This window comes from uncultured Mucilaginibacter sp. (assembly GCF_937859865.1).
Classification (GTDB): Bacteria; Bacteroidota; Bacteroidia; order Sphingobacteriales; family Sphingobacteriaceae; genus Mucilaginibacter_A.
The window spans coordinates 1-15,278 of sequence record NZ_CALMAT010000130.1 but is presented as its reverse complement, the minus strand read 5'-3'; the positions used below and the strand labels follow the sequence as shown (position 1 = coordinate 15,278).

At 42.0% G+C, this 15,278-nt stretch carries 14 protein-coding genes; 9 read left to right on the top strand and 5 right to left on the bottom strand.

Features of this window, described 5'->3' with window-relative positions:
- Window positions 1-171 precede the first annotated feature (171 nt).
- Entirely contained in the window at window positions 172-675 is a 504-nt protein-coding gene (locus tag Q0192_RS14135; RefSeq protein ID WP_299290215.1) for a DUF6557 family protein, read from the top strand.
- A 26-nt stretch (window positions 676-701) separates the two neighbouring features.
- Here Q0192_RS14135 and Q0192_RS14130 read toward each other — a convergent pair whose 3' ends face one another.
- The 3 genes from Q0192_RS14130 to Q0192_RS14120 all read right to left on the bottom strand — a co-directional run bounded on the left by Q0192_RS14130 (window position 702) and on the right by Q0192_RS14120 (window position 3,614).
- Window positions 702-1,607: a DUF1338 domain-containing protein gene (locus Q0192_RS14130; RefSeq protein ID WP_299290213.1), complete on the bottom strand. Its 906-nt coding sequence runs from the start codon at window positions 1,605-1,607 to the stop codon at window positions 702-704.
- A gap of 82 nt (window positions 1,608-1,689) precedes the next feature.
- Window positions 1,690-2,583, bottom strand: coding sequence for an aldo/keto reductase (locus Q0192_RS14125; protein WP_299290211.1), 894 nt, complete (start codon window positions 2,581-2,583; stop codon window positions 1,690-1,692).
- A gap of 11 nt (window positions 2,584-2,594) precedes the next feature.
- Window positions 2,595-3,614, bottom strand: coding sequence for a GntG family PLP-dependent aldolase (locus tag Q0192_RS14120; protein WP_299290209.1), 1,020 nt, complete (start codon window positions 3,612-3,614; stop codon window positions 2,595-2,597).
- Between the two features lie 161 nt (window positions 3,615-3,775).
- Here Q0192_RS14120 and Q0192_RS14115 point away from each other — a divergent pair, with 161 nt between their 5' ends.
- Entirely contained in the window at window positions 3,776-4,477 is a 702-nt protein-coding gene (locus tag Q0192_RS14115) for a hypothetical protein (RefSeq protein WP_299290207.1), read from the top strand.
- Between the two features lie 130 nt (window positions 4,478-4,607).
- The gene (locus tag Q0192_RS14110; protein ID WP_299290205.1) at window positions 4,608-5,471 is read left to right on the top strand and encodes an N-acetylglucosamine kinase; all 864 of its coding nucleotides are present in this window, start codon (window positions 4,608-4,610) and stop codon (window positions 5,469-5,471) included.
- A gap of 108 nt (window positions 5,472-5,579) precedes the next feature.
- Here the strand turns inward: Q0192_RS14110 and Q0192_RS14105 are convergent, their stop codons facing one another.
- Window positions 5,580-6,275 carry an NUDIX domain-containing protein gene (locus Q0192_RS14105; RefSeq protein WP_299290203.1) on the bottom strand — a complete coding sequence of 232 codons (696 nt, stop codon included), beginning with the start codon at window positions 6,273-6,275 and terminating at the stop codon, window positions 5,580-5,582.
- A 107-nt stretch (window positions 6,276-6,382) separates the two neighbouring features.
- On the opposite strand from Q0192_RS14105, the gene pfkA reads away from it, so the two are divergent.
- From pfkA to gap, 3 genes are read left to right on the top strand one after another with little or no spacing between them, the layout of a single operon-like run.
- The gene (gene pfkA, locus Q0192_RS14100) at window positions 6,383-7,363 is read left to right on the top strand and encodes a 6-phosphofructokinase (RefSeq protein WP_299290201.1); all 981 of its coding nucleotides are present in this window, start codon (window positions 6,383-6,385) and stop codon (window positions 7,361-7,363) included.
- A gap of 6 nt (window positions 7,364-7,369) precedes the next feature.
- Window positions 7,370-8,215, top strand: a complete 846-nt coding sequence (locus tag Q0192_RS14095; RefSeq protein WP_299290199.1) for a hypothetical protein — start codon at window positions 7,370-7,372, stop codon at window positions 8,213-8,215.
- A gap of 4 nt (window positions 8,216-8,219) precedes the next feature.
- The gene (gene gap, locus Q0192_RS14090; protein WP_299290197.1) at window positions 8,220-9,215 is read left to right on the top strand and encodes a type I glyceraldehyde-3-phosphate dehydrogenase; all 996 of its coding nucleotides are present in this window, start codon (window positions 8,220-8,222) and stop codon (window positions 9,213-9,215) included.
- 269 nt (window positions 9,216-9,484) lie between these two features.
- Here the strand turns inward: gap and glgB are convergent, their stop codons facing one another.
- Window positions 9,485-11,575 carry a 1,4-alpha-glucan branching protein GlgB gene (gene glgB, locus Q0192_RS14085; RefSeq protein WP_299290195.1) on the bottom strand — a complete coding sequence of 697 codons (2,091 nt, stop codon included), beginning with the start codon at window positions 11,573-11,575 and terminating at the stop codon, window positions 9,485-9,487.
- A gap of 314 nt (window positions 11,576-11,889) precedes the next feature.
- Between glgB and Q0192_RS14080 the strand changes: the two genes are divergently transcribed.
- From Q0192_RS14080 to Q0192_RS14070, 3 genes are all read left to right on the top strand, one after another.
- On the top strand, window positions 11,890-13,161 hold the full coding sequence (locus Q0192_RS14080) for a TolC family protein (protein WP_299290193.1): 1,272 nt from the start codon (window positions 11,890-11,892) through the stop codon (window positions 13,159-13,161).
- 24 nt (window positions 13,162-13,185) lie between these two features.
- A complete protein-coding gene (locus tag Q0192_RS14075) occupies window positions 13,186-14,280 on the top strand; it encodes an efflux RND transporter periplasmic adaptor subunit (protein WP_299290191.1) in 1,095 nt (364 codons plus the stop codon).
- A gap of 240 nt (window positions 14,281-14,520) precedes the next feature.
- Window positions 14,521-15,278 (top strand): efflux RND transporter permease subunit (locus Q0192_RS14070; protein WP_299290189.1); only part of this gene is annotated, 758 nt, incomplete at its 3' end.

The following is a 15,278-nucleotide window of genomic DNA, read 5'->3' as shown; positions in this document are numbered from 1 at the left end:
ATTAGGCTACGGAATACACTAGCTATTGATGGATGAAGATATTTCAATCGACTTTTTGTTAAAAATTGTATAGTTTTTTATTTGATAGCGTTTAATAAATTAAGATGAATATTTTTTGAATTGTACAAAATAACTCCTTTTATTTCTTGGCATTGATTTAAACCAAACTATATGCAATTTAATGAATTGATAGAAACCAATAATTGGTTAAGTATTTCCATAACTTTAACGAGCCTTTATCCAAACCAAAAAGAAAGTTTAACAGCATACGAAAAAGTATATGACATTCTTCTACAAATGGAACCATCTGATAGTGCTATTGAAATTGTATTGCAGCAATGTTATGACGATGAAACCAATGAAGAAAGTTATGTTGCTGTTTCGGGATTAAAAAAAGACAATCCAACAGAAGGTTTGGCTATTGAATTTGTACCCTGGACAGAATGGTTGGGAATGACCGTTAGCAGCAACGCTTTAAATCAATTTAACGAATTAGAAATTATCAGCCATTGTTTGTACGAAATGACTTTTATGGGTTTTGACGAAAATGAAATCCAAAAGCAACTTTCAGAAATTAAAAAAACGGCAGAAGAATATGAAAATATGACACCGGAAGAAGGAAAAAACAATTCAACTTCACTGGAAGATTTTTTAAAAGAACTTGATAACGAATAAAGAAACAATTAACAGTTAATTTTCCATCAACCTTTAACCTGCCCAATATAAGTGCTCTCAAAAATCTTATCGGCATTATTGGTTTCAAAACCATCACGGCGGTGCCAAGCTTGTACTTCTTTTATCGGCAAATTTTTAAACTCTGGCAAAACCTTGCGCTCTGCAAATTCTACATAACTTCCTGCAATGTTTAAAGTTTCGCCGGCGGCAAAAGTTGCTTCCTGCATTTCGGCTACCGTACTGCTTTGCAGCAACAATCCATCGGCACTTGTTTTTATTTTTCCGCCCGCAGTATTGAGTTTGATGCCTAAGCCTTCCACAAAATTATCAAATTCCAAAATTGTATTGTAGCCTGTTTTTAAAGCATGTACGCTGATGGTGTAATGGTTTAGATAATAGCGGTTGTAAATTACCCAGGCCGCATATTCGCTTTCTTCCAACAAGGTTAAATAATCCTGCTTAGTTGGCAATGTCCACAAAGATTGGTGGAAAAACTCGCCAATTTCTTGCCCGTTATTTAAATCCAACTGATCGGCAGGATCAAAATTTATTTCATTGGTGTAACGATAAATTGTTTCTTGTGCATGAGTGGAAAGTTCATCAACAATTAATTCACTAATAAAAATGCGCGGATAAGTTGGAGAAGGCGGCGCATACCAATAAGCATTCAGTTTCTTTCCTTCAAAATAATAATAATCGCGCTTTTGGTAACCGTGGTGCAAAAATATTTTTTCGAAAGAAGCAATGCCCAAATGTGGGACACGCAACGTGCGAAAAGCGATATGATCGTTTACAATTTCCTGCTGAGAATTAACCACGCCCCGTTTAATCAAAGCTTCCGTAATTTGGTTTACCGCCGGAACTTTTGACTGATAACGTTCAAACAAAATATTTAAAAAAGTATCTAAAGTTGTTTGCTGGTTAAATTTCATACAATTACTTTAATCACCATTGGACAATTGCAAGAACAGAAAATTTGAATATCAAAATTATGCCGGTAAAAACAGTATCAAGCTACCGATGCTGTTCATATTTATTTGGTTCAATTGCATTTTTTAAATAATCCAATTCACCTGGTTTAAGTTGCGGAACATTCAAAGTTGCAACCACATCTTCCAATTGTGCAACCGTCCTGATTCCAATTACCGCACTGGCAACAACTTTTGGTGCCAAAGCAAATTGCAACGCAACTTGTGCTTTACTTTTGGTTTTGCCAGCAATTTGTTGAATGGCCAATACTGTTTTTACCACCTCTTTTTCAGTGAAGTTTAAATACGGTTTTGCAGGTTTATCAACCAATAAACCTTGCGCAACGCTGCCGCGGGTTACCACGCTGATTTGGTTTTTTTCGAGCAGCTCAAAACAAGTTTCTTCCGGCCGTCTGTCCAACAAACTGTATTGCATCATCACACTTGTAATATTTGATTTGCCAACAATTTCGCGGATTACATTTGGCCGGATGGAAGAATTACCATAATATCTTATTTTGCCTTGCTGTTTCAACAATTCAAAAGCTTCAATCGTTTCGTCAATATTATCTTCAATTGTTCCACCGTGCAATTGGTATAAATCAATGTAGTCGGTTTGCAAACGCTTTAAACTTTTATTCGCAGCTTGCAAAATGTAAGCTTTACTTGCGTTCCAAGTTGTGCTGCCATCGGCTTGTTTTTGGTTTCCAACTTTGGTGGCCAATACAATATCTTTTCGGTTGGGTTTAAGCAAAGTTCCAATTTTGGATTCGTTTTCGCCGTCTTCATACAAATCGGCCGTATCAAAATAATTGATGCCCAATTGCAATGCTTTGTTTAGCAAAGTTTTATTGTCATCAGTATTTCCGCGAAGCGACATGCAACCGAAACCAATTTTGCTGACCAACAAATCTGATTTTCCCAACTTGGAATATTCCATTTTTTCTTCGCTTATTCGTTTAGACTTTTTAAAGCTTCAATTGTATATTGAATTTGATCCGGACTAACATCCAAATGCGTTACAAAACGGATGCGGCGCACATCATTGGCAGAAGCTTTGATCCCTTTTTCAGCTAATTTTTGCAGATAATAGGATGCTTCTTTTACCGTATCAAAAATGACAAGATTGGTTTCTACTTTCAAAACACCGGTAACCCATTTGCAGTTTAATAAAGTTTCTTCCAATAATTTAGCGTGGTCATGGTCTTGCTGCAAACGTTCAACATGATTATCCAAAGCATAAATCCCGGCGGCAGCCAAAAAACCGGCCTGACGCATCCCTCCGCCTAAAACTTTGCGGATGCGGCGGGCCTGCGCAATGCTTTTTTTATCGGCCAACAAAACAGAACCAACCGGCGCGCCCAAACCTTTGGAAAGGCAAACGGAAATCCCGTCAAAATACTGTCCGTAATCCGCGGCTTTGTTTTTGGTGAAAGTTAAAGCGTTAAAAATCCGTGCGCCGTCTAAATGTAATTTAATGCTTCTTTTAGCACATAAATTTGCAATTGGTTTGATTTGTTCTAAGCGATAACAATTGCCGCCGCCTTTGTTTACCGTGTTTTCTAAAACGACTAAAGTTGTGTGCGGGAAATGAATATTGTTTGGGTCGTTAATTTCCGGTTCGATCATTTCCGGCGTTAAAATACCGCGTTCGCCGTTTAACAAACGTGTAGAAACAGCCGAATTAAAGGCAATCCCGCCGCCTTCGTACCGGTAAACGTGCGCGGTTTGGTCGGCAATCAGTTCGTCCATAGGTTGTGTAAAACATTTGATGGCAATCTGGTTCGTCATCGTTCCCGAAGGGCAAAAAATGGCGGCTTCCATCCCAAACATCGCCGCAGCTTTGGCTTCCAGTGCGTTCACGGTTTCGTCTTCGCCGTAAACATCGTCGCCTACTTTGGCGCTCCACATCGCTTCCAACATTCCTGGCGTGGGTTTGGTTACGGTATCGCTTCTTAAATCAACAGTCATCCTGATTTTAATTTTGGTGCAAAATAAAGGCAATTCAAAGCAATCCTTTCCCCAAAAAACAAAAATTTTAAACTGCCATAAACGTTTTACAAAAACAACAGTCTGAGCAAGCATAATAAAAGCAAAAAATCATGGTTATTCCTGAAATTAAATTACACACAATGCGCTTACCTTTTTTAACAGGCTTGTTTTTGCTGACTGCCCTTTCAGCTTCGGCACAATTGGGTTTGAACCAATGGGACGACGGTTATTTTTATGATGCCAACGGCAAAAAAGTACCCGGACAAATTGTTGTTAGCCCGTCGGGAAGAAGCCCGCAAGACAGCGAAGGTTTTATTTTGTTTAGAAAAGACAAAGGCGAAGAAAAAGAGAAGTTAACCGCTTCGATGGTGCACTCTTTTGTTGCCGGAAGAGACAGTTTTACGGTTGCACATGCGCCACGGACAGGTGTTTGGACTGGCAGAAGCATTGATTTTGTAAAAGTTTTGGTAAACGAACCGACGAAACTGTACGCCACAACCGGCGGCGCACCTGGAGGCCGTGGCATGTCGCCCGGCATCAGGCCAAGTTTGGGTATTGGCGGCGGCAGTTTTGGCAGCGGCATTGGTGGCGGTTTGGGCATTAACCTGGGCGGTGGCGGCGGAAAAAGCAAACCCGTTTATTATTACGGCGATGACCCGAACAGTTTGACCGAACTGCGCAAAGATAATTTTGTGGAAATTATGAGCGAAATTATGGCCAGCCAGCCCGAAATTGTAGAAAAAATAAAGAATAAAAAATACCGCTACGGCAACATAGACCAGTTGGTGCTTGATTTTTATAGGGCAAAAGAAGCATCGCCAAAACCACAAACGGCAGGCTAAATTTGTTACCGGTTTATTCCTTCCTGAAAAATCCTGTTGCTGATAAAACAACAGGATTTTTTTATTTAGCCAAATAAGCTTTATTATTTATTATTGTACTTTTAAACCCTAACACAAAAGTTTAATTGATATGATTATTATAGCGGATGGCGGTTCCACAAAAACCAATTGGTGCCTGATCAATGAATTCGGAAAAAAAGTATATTTCAACACCGAAGGTTATAATCCTTTTTTTTCTGATACGGCCTACATTATTAATTCGCTGAATGAGAACCTTCCCTCCGATTTAAAAAAGGACGACATTACCGAATTGTACTACTACGGTGCCGGTTGCGATGTAGCAGACAAGGTTAAGATTGTGGAAGATGCGATAAAGGTGGTTTTTAAGTCTTCAAAAGTATTTGTTGGCCATGATTTGATGGCTGCTGCCCGCGCTTTGCTGGGCGTTAATTCTGGCTTTGCGGCTATTTTAGGCACCGGAACCAACTCCTGTTTGTACGACGGGAAAGACATCACTTTCAAAATCAATTCTTTGGCTTATATTTTGGGCGATGAAGGCAGTGGTTGCTATATCGGCAAAAAACTGCTTTCGGATTATGTGCGTGGCTATATGCCGCAGGAAGTGAAAGACGTTTTTTGGGAAACTTTCCAGTTAACGCCCGATGATATTATTGACACTGTTTATACCAAGCCTTTGCCCAACCGTTTTTGCGCCAGCTTCAGCAAGTTTGTGTACGACAATACGGCCAACATTGCCTACTCGCGCAATTTGGTCAAAACTTCGTTTGATGATTTTTTCCGCAACCTGGTAAGCCATTACCCGGATTATAAAAATTACTCTTTTAACTGTATTGGTTCTGTCGGTTATAATTTTCGCAATGTTTTGGAAGAAACCGCTAAAGAATACGGGATGCCTTTTGGCCGTATCATCCGTTCGCCAATAGATGATTTGGTGAAATACCATTTGGAACTTTCGCCTTTATCAGCAAAATAAGATTTTCCTTCAAAACAAGAAACCTGCTTTAAATAAATTAAAGCAGGTTTTTATATTTCAGCCTGATGCTTCTTTTAGCACACTAAATTTATGCCGGTAAAAGAAGCATCAGCCATTAATGTTCAATTCGTTCTGAAAAATCTTGTTGTATTTCCGCCGGTCAAAACGGTACAAAGTTGCGGCGCGATACGAAACGCCTTTTTGCTTTTCGTCCAGTTCTTTCAAAAACCCGTAGCTCAGCATTTTTTTGCGGAAGTTGCGCTTGTCCAGCTTCTTGTTCAGGATTGCTTCGTAAAGCGTTTGCAGTTGGGTTAAGGTAAATTTTTCGGGCAGCAGCTCAAAAGCGATGGGCTGGTAACTTAACCGGCGGCGTATCTTTTGGAAACCGGTTTCAAATATTTTACTGTGGTCGTAAGGCAGTTTGTCCAACTTATTTACCGGGTGCCAAAACGCGCTGCGGGCAAAATTGGTAACCGGTTTTACTTCGTTGTGCCCGTCAATCCGAATCAAGGCATAATAAGCAACCGTAATTACGCGGCCTTGCGGGTGCCTGTCCACATCGCCAAAAGTATGGAACTGTTCCATATGCAGGCCGCGCAGGCCAGTCAGTTCGTACAAAATACGTTCGGCAGCATCGTCAATGCTTTCGTCATCTTTAACAATGTAGCCAGGCAGCGCGTTTCGGCCTTTGTAAGGTTCCTGGTTGCGTTCGATGAGCAAAATTTTTAGTTCATTTGCCTGAAACCCGAAGATGACACAATCCACCGAGAATACCGAATCAAATTTTGGCAGTAATGTTTCCAAATTAATTGTTTTACAGGCTTACGAATGTGTTTTCAAATTTAATAAATAATATATTACTTAGTGTAAAGATTACACCTTATCTTCGCGCTACAAGGAGTTGGTTTAAAATGTCTAAAGTAAACAAAATTGCCGTACTGACTTCGGGTGGGGACGCACCGGGGATGAACCCCTGCATCCGTGCGGTTGTACGAACAGGTATCTACTTCGGCCTGCAGGTGGTGGGCGTGAAGCAAGGCTATCAGGGTTTGATCAACAACAATATGTATGATATGAACGAGCGTTCGGTGAGCAATATTCTGCATTTGGGTGGCACGATCCTGAAAACAGCCCGTTGTATGGAATTTAAAGAAGAAAGCGGCTTAGAAAAAGCATACAAAAATTTAAAAAACCGCGATGTTGACGGGTTGATCGTAATTGGGGGCGACGGTACTTTTACCGGGGCCGAACGTTTTTCGCGGATTTACGATATCCCGGTGATCGGCATTCCCGGAACGATTGACAACGATTTGTACGGCTCTGATTTTACATTAGGCTTTGATACCGCTACCAATACCGTTGTTGAAGCATTGGATAAAATCCGCGATACCGCCGATGCACACGACCGTTTGTTTTTTATCGAAGTGATGGGCCGCGATTCGGGCTGTATTGCCTTGCGTGCCGGTATTGCGGGTGGTGCCGAAGCAATTTTGTTGCCCGAAAAAGAAACCGCGATTGAAGAACTGATCGAAAACCTGAAATCGGGCAGTAACAAAAAAACGTCCAGCATTGTAATTGTTGCCGAAGGCGATAAAAACGGCGGCGCTTATGACATTGCAAAAAGGGTGAAAGAGCATGTGCCTTCTTATGATGTGAAAGTAACTATTTTGGGCCATTTGCAACGTGGCGGCAGCCCAAGCAGTTTTGACCGTGTGCTGGGCAGTCGTTTAGGCTATGCAGCGGTAAGGGCTTTAATTGATGGCGAAACGCGCAAAATGGTTGGTTTAAAAGGCAACACGATACAACTGGCCGAACTGGACGAAGCAATTTCGCACCATGAGTTTAAGCTGGAGCAGGACTTGCTGGACATGGTTGATATTTTATCTATCTGATCCCGTATGGTTGCAGTGGTATATAGCGGTTCTAATTTTGCAAACTGGAAACTGGCACAAAAGCAACATGTTGTCCGGTCTTTCAAAACAAACGGCATCAGCCCTTTTGCCAGTGACGAAAAAAGCATACTGTTTTTACTCAACAAAAATATCCACCTGATCCACCATGCTGAAGAGATCAAAAAAATTTATTTCTTTGGACCAGGCATCGCTTCGCCCAAACACAAACAAATTGTTTATAATGCTTTTTCGCAATTTTTTCGGTTTGGAAAAGTAATTGTAAAAGACGATATCTACGCGGCGGCACTGGCAACCTGTCAGGACAAACCCGGTATTGTTTGCATCCTCGGCAGCGGTTCTAACGCGGCTTATTTTGATGGCAAAAAAATCAAACCTAATCATTTCGGTTTAGGTTATGTTTTGGCAGATGAAGGTTCGGCCAACTGGATCGGAACGAAAATTGTGAAAGCTTACCTAAACCAAACGCTGTCGGAAGAACTCGAAAAGAAATTTACCGATAAGTTTGATTTCGACCGGAAACAAATCCTGGACAAAGTGTACAAACAGCCGCAGCCTGCCGTATTTTTAAGTTCTTTCCGTGGTTTTGCAAAAGACAATATGAAAGACCCGTATATTGCCGAACTGGTAAAAACAGGTTTTCGCAAATTTTTATCGTTGTACACTGTTCCTTTATTACAGGAAAACCCCGGAACGCCTGTTTATTTTGTGGGCACCATTGCGGCCACTTATCAGGAATATTTACATCAAACTGCCTCAGAGCAAAACATTTACATCGCAAATATTATTAAAGAGCCTATCAACAACTTGTTAACACATCTTAATAAAAATTAAAATTATGAAAATAGGAATCAACGGCTTTGGCCGTATCGGCCGTTTGGCTTTCCGCGCTGCCATTACCCGGCCGGAAATTGAAATCGTTGGGATCAATGATTTGGTAGACCCGGAATACATGGCCTACATGTTGAAATACGATTCTACCCACGGCGAATTTAACGGCACCATCGAAGTTAAAGAAGGACATTTGGTTGTGGATGGCAAAACCATCCGCGTTACCGCCGAAAAAGACCCGGCCAACCTGAAATGGGGCGAAGTTGGTGCCGAAGTGATTATCGAATCAACCGGTTTGTTTTTGACCAAAGAACTTGCCCAAAAACATATTGATGCAGGCGCAAAAAAAGTAGTGATGTCTGCCCCGGCAAAAGATGATACGCCTACTTTTGTAATGGGCGTGAACGATAAAGAATTAAAAGCCGACCAAACCATTATTTCCAACGCAAGCTGTACCACCAATTGCCTGGCCCCTTTGGCCAAAGTACTGAACGATAAATTTGGTATCGAAGAAGGTTTGATGAGCACGGTACACGCTACCACAGCAACACAAAAAACGGTTGACGGCCCGTCGCACAAAGACTGGAGGGGCGGCCGCGGCGCTTCACAAAATATTATCCCGTCATCAACCGGTGCTGCCAAAGCGGTTACGTTGGTAATCCCTGCTTTAAAAGGGAAACTGACCGGTATGTCTTTTCGGGTTCCGGTCCCTGATGTTTCTGTGGTTGATTTAACTGTTAAACTTACAAACCCAGCTTCGTACGAAGACATCAAAAATGCCATGAAAGAAGCTTCGGAAGGCGAATTGAAAGGCATCATGGGTTATACAGAAGATGATGTGGTTTCTCAGGATTTTTTGGGCGACCCACGTACTTGTATTTTTGATGCCGGCGCCGGTATCGCTTTAAACGATAAGTTTGTAAAAGTGGTGGCCTGGTACGATAACGAGTGGGGCTACTCCAACAAATTGGTTGATATTGCAGAAGTGGTAGGCAAATTGTAACCTACACTAATTTTTAGGTGTTAAAAGAAGCATCGCTTTTGAAAAAACAGGTTAAAAAAATATTGTTAACCTGGTAATTTATACGATAAAAAAAGCATTATGGAAGTTTAAGGTTTTGTGTTTAACAAAAAACAAGTCTGATCCCATCAAAAGGGGAATTATAATTTGATACCTTTTACCTTTCCAACTTTTTTACCAGATAAAAGAAGTATTAACAAAAAGCCGGCTTGCTAAGCCGGCTTTTTGCAATTTTAACCATGCTGTTTTTATCACACCTTTTTAAGTACCGAAACGCTTAAAGGCGGCAAGGTTAATTGCACCGATTGGTTTCGATAATTCCAGGCAACGTCTTCCGATCTTAAAGGTTCCGGGTTGATGATCCCGCTTCCCCAAAAATCCAAATCGTCGGAATTAAAAATTTCTTTCCACGTTCCGGCGGTAGGCACGCCGATACGAAAACCGGTGCGTACAACCGGCGTTAAATTTAAAGCCACAACCAAATCATCTTTTTGGTCGTTCCCTTTTCGAATGTAAAGCAGCACAGAGTCCGTAGCGTTGCCGTCATCAATCCACTCAAAACCTTCGTCCGTAAAAGCTTTTTCGTACAAAGCCGGTTCGGTTTTGTACAGTTGGTTCAACGCTTTCACCAAATCCTGCATGCCTTTGTGCGGCCGGTATTGCAGCAAATGCCAGTCCAACGATTTGCCAAAAGCCCATTCTGCTGATTGCGCAAACTCATCGCCCATAAAGAGCAGTTTTGCTCCCGGATGCGTGAACATGTAGCTGTACAAAGCGCGTAAATTGGCATATTTCTGCCATTCGTCGCCCGGCATTTTATTGATCATGGAATGCTTACCGTACACAATTTCATCGTGCGAAAGCGGCAGCATAAAGTTTTCGGTAAAAGCATACAGCAAGCTGAAAGTGATTTGCTGGTGATGGTATTTCCGGTTGATCGGGTCTTCCTGAAAATATTTGATGGTATCGTGCATCCAGCCCATCATCCACTTCATACCAAAACCCAAGCCGCCCAAATAAGTTGGTTTGCTAACACCGGGGAAAGAAGTAGATTCTTCGGCAATGGTCTGCACATCGGCATAATTACCGTAAACAGCTTCGTTAAATTCGCGCAAAAACTGGATGGCTTCCAGGTTTTCGTTGCCGCCGTAAATGTTTGGCTCCCACTCTCCTGCCTCGCGCGAATAATCTAAGTACAACATGGAAGCTACGGCATCAACCCGCAAGCCATCAATATGATAACGATCCAGCCAAAACAAGGCGTTGCTGATTAAAAAAGATTTAACCTCATTGCGGCCGTAATTAAAAATGTAGGATTTCCAGTCGGGATGGAATCCTTTACGCGGATCCTCATGCTCGTACAAACTGGTGCCATCAAAACGGAAAAGGCCGTGTGCATCGCCCGGAAAATGCGAAGGCACCCAATCCATTATCACACCAATCCCGGCTTCGTGAAATTGATCAACCAAAAACATCAAATCCTGCGGGGAACCATAACGCGTACTGGCCGCAAAATAACCGGTAATTTGATAGCCCCAGCTTGGATAATACGGATGCTCGGCCAGCGGCATAAACTCTACATGGGTAAAACCCATGTCTTTTACATATTTCACTAGCACATCGGCCATTTCCCGGTAACCTAAAAATTGTTCAGGGTTTTCCGGGCTGCGCGCCCAGGAACCAAAATGCACCTCGTAAACGGAGTATGGGCTAGTTAAAGCGTTATGCTGATGGCGCGTTTTCATCCAAGCGGCATCCTGCCATTCAAAATAAGTGTGCGTTACAATGGAAGCGGTGCGCGGCGGTTCTTCCCAGCGCAACGCAAACGGATCGCCTTTTTCCAGTTCTTCGCCATAAAAAGAGCGGATGGCATATTTATAAATTGCGCCATCGCCTACGTGCGGGATAAAACCTTCCCAAATACCGGAACCATCCCAGCGCACAAAAAGCGGATGGCTGTGTTTATCCCAACCGTTAAAATCGCCCATAACGGCAACTTTTTCTGCATTGGGCGCCCAAACGGCAAAATATGTTCCGGTTACACCTTTATATTCCATCGTGTGCGAACCAAACAGTTCGTACAAACGGTAATGCTTGCCGCCTTTAAACAAACTAATATCAAAATCGGTAAAACGGCTGTAAACTTCAACCGGGTTTAAGCTGATGGTTTGGCTGGTTTCTGTTTTGGCAAACCCGGTTTCCGAAACCACAATTTCTGGTTTTTTACTTTCTGCCGATGCTTCTTTTACCACATCTTTTTTAGTAGCCGGTACTTTTTTTTGTCTGGTGGAAGCATCCTTGGTTATTGCTTTATCTGTTGCGGAAACTGCTTTTTTTGCCATAATATTTTTGGGTTATTGATATAATACAGATATTTAAACCAATTGTAAACGTAATTTACCGTTTGCTTACAATAACATGATGTTTTTAACAGGTAAATAACAATAAAGTTGCAATTGAAAATTAGAATAATATCTACTTTCGCCGTAATAATACACAAAATTGTGAATGCTAATTTTATGCTGCTAAAAGAAGCATTCGGGCAAGATGCCATGCTAACTGATATTTTACAGTAATATCAAGACTGGCCGTATTCTTTTTACGTAGAAAGAAAATCAATCGAAACTTTAACTAAAAACACGCTGAGTTACATAATATGTTCAAACTAAAATATGCTGTTAGTTTAGTTGCCGCTATGGCATTATCTGCAGCACTTTATGCCCAAAACCAAACTGACACTTTAACCCTAAAATTTCAGGATGCCGAAAAAAGGTTCCTGGTAAACAACTTCAGCCTGATTGCGCAGCGGTACAATGTTGATGCCAGCAAAGCACTGATCCAGCAGGCCCGGCTTTGGGACAATCCGGCTTTAAGCACCGACCAGAACCTTTACTCAAGAGACTTGGGTTTTTTTAACCACTCTAACGGCAACGGACAGCTTTTTGCACAAATCAGCCAGGTATTTTTAACGGCAGGCAAAAGGGGCAAGCAAATAAAAGTTGCGCAAGACGATGCCAGTATCCAGCAAGCCCAGTTTAATGATTTGCTGCGCAACCTGCGCTACAACATGCAGGTTGATTTTGCACAATTGCATAACCTGATCGAACAAAACCGTATCTTTCAGTACGAGATCGCTTCTTCCAATAATTTGGTCAAAGCTATCAGTACACAATACAGCGTTGGTAATTCCTCTTTGCGGGATGTGGTTCGCCTTCAAGCTGTTGCTTTTGGTTTGGAAAATGATTTGGTGGAGAATGTACGCCAAATCAACGAACTGGAGAACGACTTGAAAACCTTGCTGGTGGTTAAGGAAACCACGTTTATTGTACCGGATATCAGCACGCCAACCACCAACCCTGTTTCGTTAAACATCAATGCTTTGATTGATACGGCCAGGGCAAACCGCGGCGATTACCAGGCCAGCAAATTTGCTTTGGCACAGGCCGGCCATAATTTATCGTACCAAAAAGCACTTGCCGTGCCTGATATTTCTGTTGGTGTGGATTATGACCGCGCCAGTAACTACGTGCCCAATTATTATGGTTTGGCCATTAGCCTGCCGCTGCCGTTTTTCAACCGCAACCAGGGCAACATCAAATCGGCAAAATTTAATATCCAAAACCAGGAAAACGTGCTTAAAAACAGCGATCTGCAAGTACGCAATGATGTGGTAACGGCTGTAGAACAATATAATTTAAGCTTGCAATTGTTCTCAAAAAACAATTTAGAGTTTTATAACACTTACGATAAGTTGTTTGGAAACGTGGTTCAGGCTTACCGTTCGAGACAAATGGGTTTGGTTGAATTTGTTGATTTTTTTGAATCGTACAAAGACACCAAACTGAAAGTGATCCAGCAGGAATACAACCTGCAAAAAGCCATCGCCGACCTTAACTTTAATGTTGGCTCTACCGTAATCAACCCTTAAAAAAATAACCCTACTCTATAAAAAATGAAAAGAGAATTAATAGCCGGTTTTTCCGTATTGGTGTTTTTAACTTCCTGCGAACATAAAAAAGAAGAAGTGGCACAAAAAAAAGCGGTTTGCATCACCGATTCTTTGGCCAAGATCATCAGTATTGATACGGTTAAAACAACCAATATGCAAGATGAGCTGACACTGTCTGGAGAGGTTTCTTTTGATGAAAACCGCGTGGTCAAAGTTTATCCTTTTTCCAGCGGGCAAGTTACCGATGTGAGGGTTTCTTTGGGCGATAAAGTAAGCAAAGGCCAGGTTTTGGCCGTGCTGCGAAGTGCGGACGTGGCAGGCAGCTATACCGATTTATCGGCCACAAATTCTGACCTGGCTATTGCCAAACGCCAGTTAGCGCAAACAGAATACTTGTATAAAAACGGTATTTCCAGCGAGCGCGATTATACCGAAGCCAAAGAAAACTACAACAAAGCGCAAGCCGCCAGCACGAAAATCCAGGAACAGCTTTCTATTAACGGCCGTGGCAACACGAGCGCAAGCGGCCAATATGTAATCAAAGCATCAGAAGGCGGTTATATTGTAGAAAAAACTGTTACGCCTGGAAGTTTTATCCGGCAGGACAATGCAGCCAGCATGTTCACCATTTCGGATATGAAAGATGTTTGGATCTGGGCCAACGTTTTTGAGAGCGATATTTCTAAAGTAAAACAAGGTTATGCAGCCAAAGTATCTACGCTTGCTTATCCGGGCAAAATTTTTCCGGGCAAAGTAAACGAAGTAAGTTCAGTGCTGGACCCGGACAACAAAGTGATGAAAGTAAAAATCACTTTGCCTAACCCCAATATGCTGCTGAAACCGGAAATGTTTACTTCAGTTATCATCACCAACAGCGAGCAAACGCGATCGGTAACCGTGCCTGCTTCTGCCATTATTTTTAACGACAGCAAAAACTTTGTGGTGGTGTACAAAAGCAAGTGCGAATTAGAGGTGCGCGAAGTTAATGTGATAAAAACAGTAGATAACGTGAGCTACCTGTCATCAGGATTGAAAGCCGGCGAAATGCTGGTTTCCAAAAACCAATTGTTGTTGTACGACGCGCTGACCGAAGAATAAAAGCTTTAGCAAGGGCCTGTTTAAATTTCTGCCCTAAAACCAACATGCTTCTTTTATGCCTATAAAATTGGTTTCCATAAATGGCACAGGTAGAACAAAGCACCGGGATTTCAAAATTTAGGTGCTAAAAGAAGCATCGGAAACAAACAAGACAAAATTTAACCAGGCTTAAGTAATTGCAAGACAAGTTGCAATGAAACCATTTTCAAAAAAGAGAACGATTTTAACTCATAACCAACAATGAACAGTTTCATTAAAAATATAATTTACTTCTCGTTAAGGCACCGTTTTTTAGTGTTCTTTTTAACGGGGGTACTTGCCCTGCTTGGCGTTTGGAGCTATCTGAATACACCGATCGAAACTTTCCCGGATGTAACCAATACCCAGATCATCATTATTGCGCAATGGCCCGGCCGTAGTGCAGAAGAGGTGGAAAGGATGATCACCATCCCGATGGAAACGGTGCTGAATTCGGTCCAAAAAAAATCCAACCTGCGCACCACATCTTCTTTCGGCTTGTCTTACGTCCGCATAATTTTTGATGACGATGTGGATGATGCCTTTGCCCGCCAGCAGGTTTTAAGCCGGTTGCTGAATGCCGATTTGCCTGATGGCGTAAAACCGGAAGTAGAACCGCCGTACGGCCCAACCGGTGAAATTTTCCGTTACACGCTGAGAAGCAAGATTAGAAGTATTCACGACCTGACCGAGATACAAGATTGGGTTTTAGACCGCCAGTTTAAGGCCATTCCCGGCGTTGCTGATGTAAACAGTTTTGGCGGGGAAGAAAAGGATTTTGAGATAAGCGTAAACCCTTCCCTACTTCAAAAATATGGCCTAACCTCATTAGATGTTTACACTGCCATCAACCGCAGCAATATCAATGTGGGCGGCGATGTGATCGAAAAAAACAACCAGGCCTACGTAGTCAGAGGGATTGGGGTGATCAACAACATCAGCGAGATCCAAAATATCATCATCAAAAACGTAAACAACGT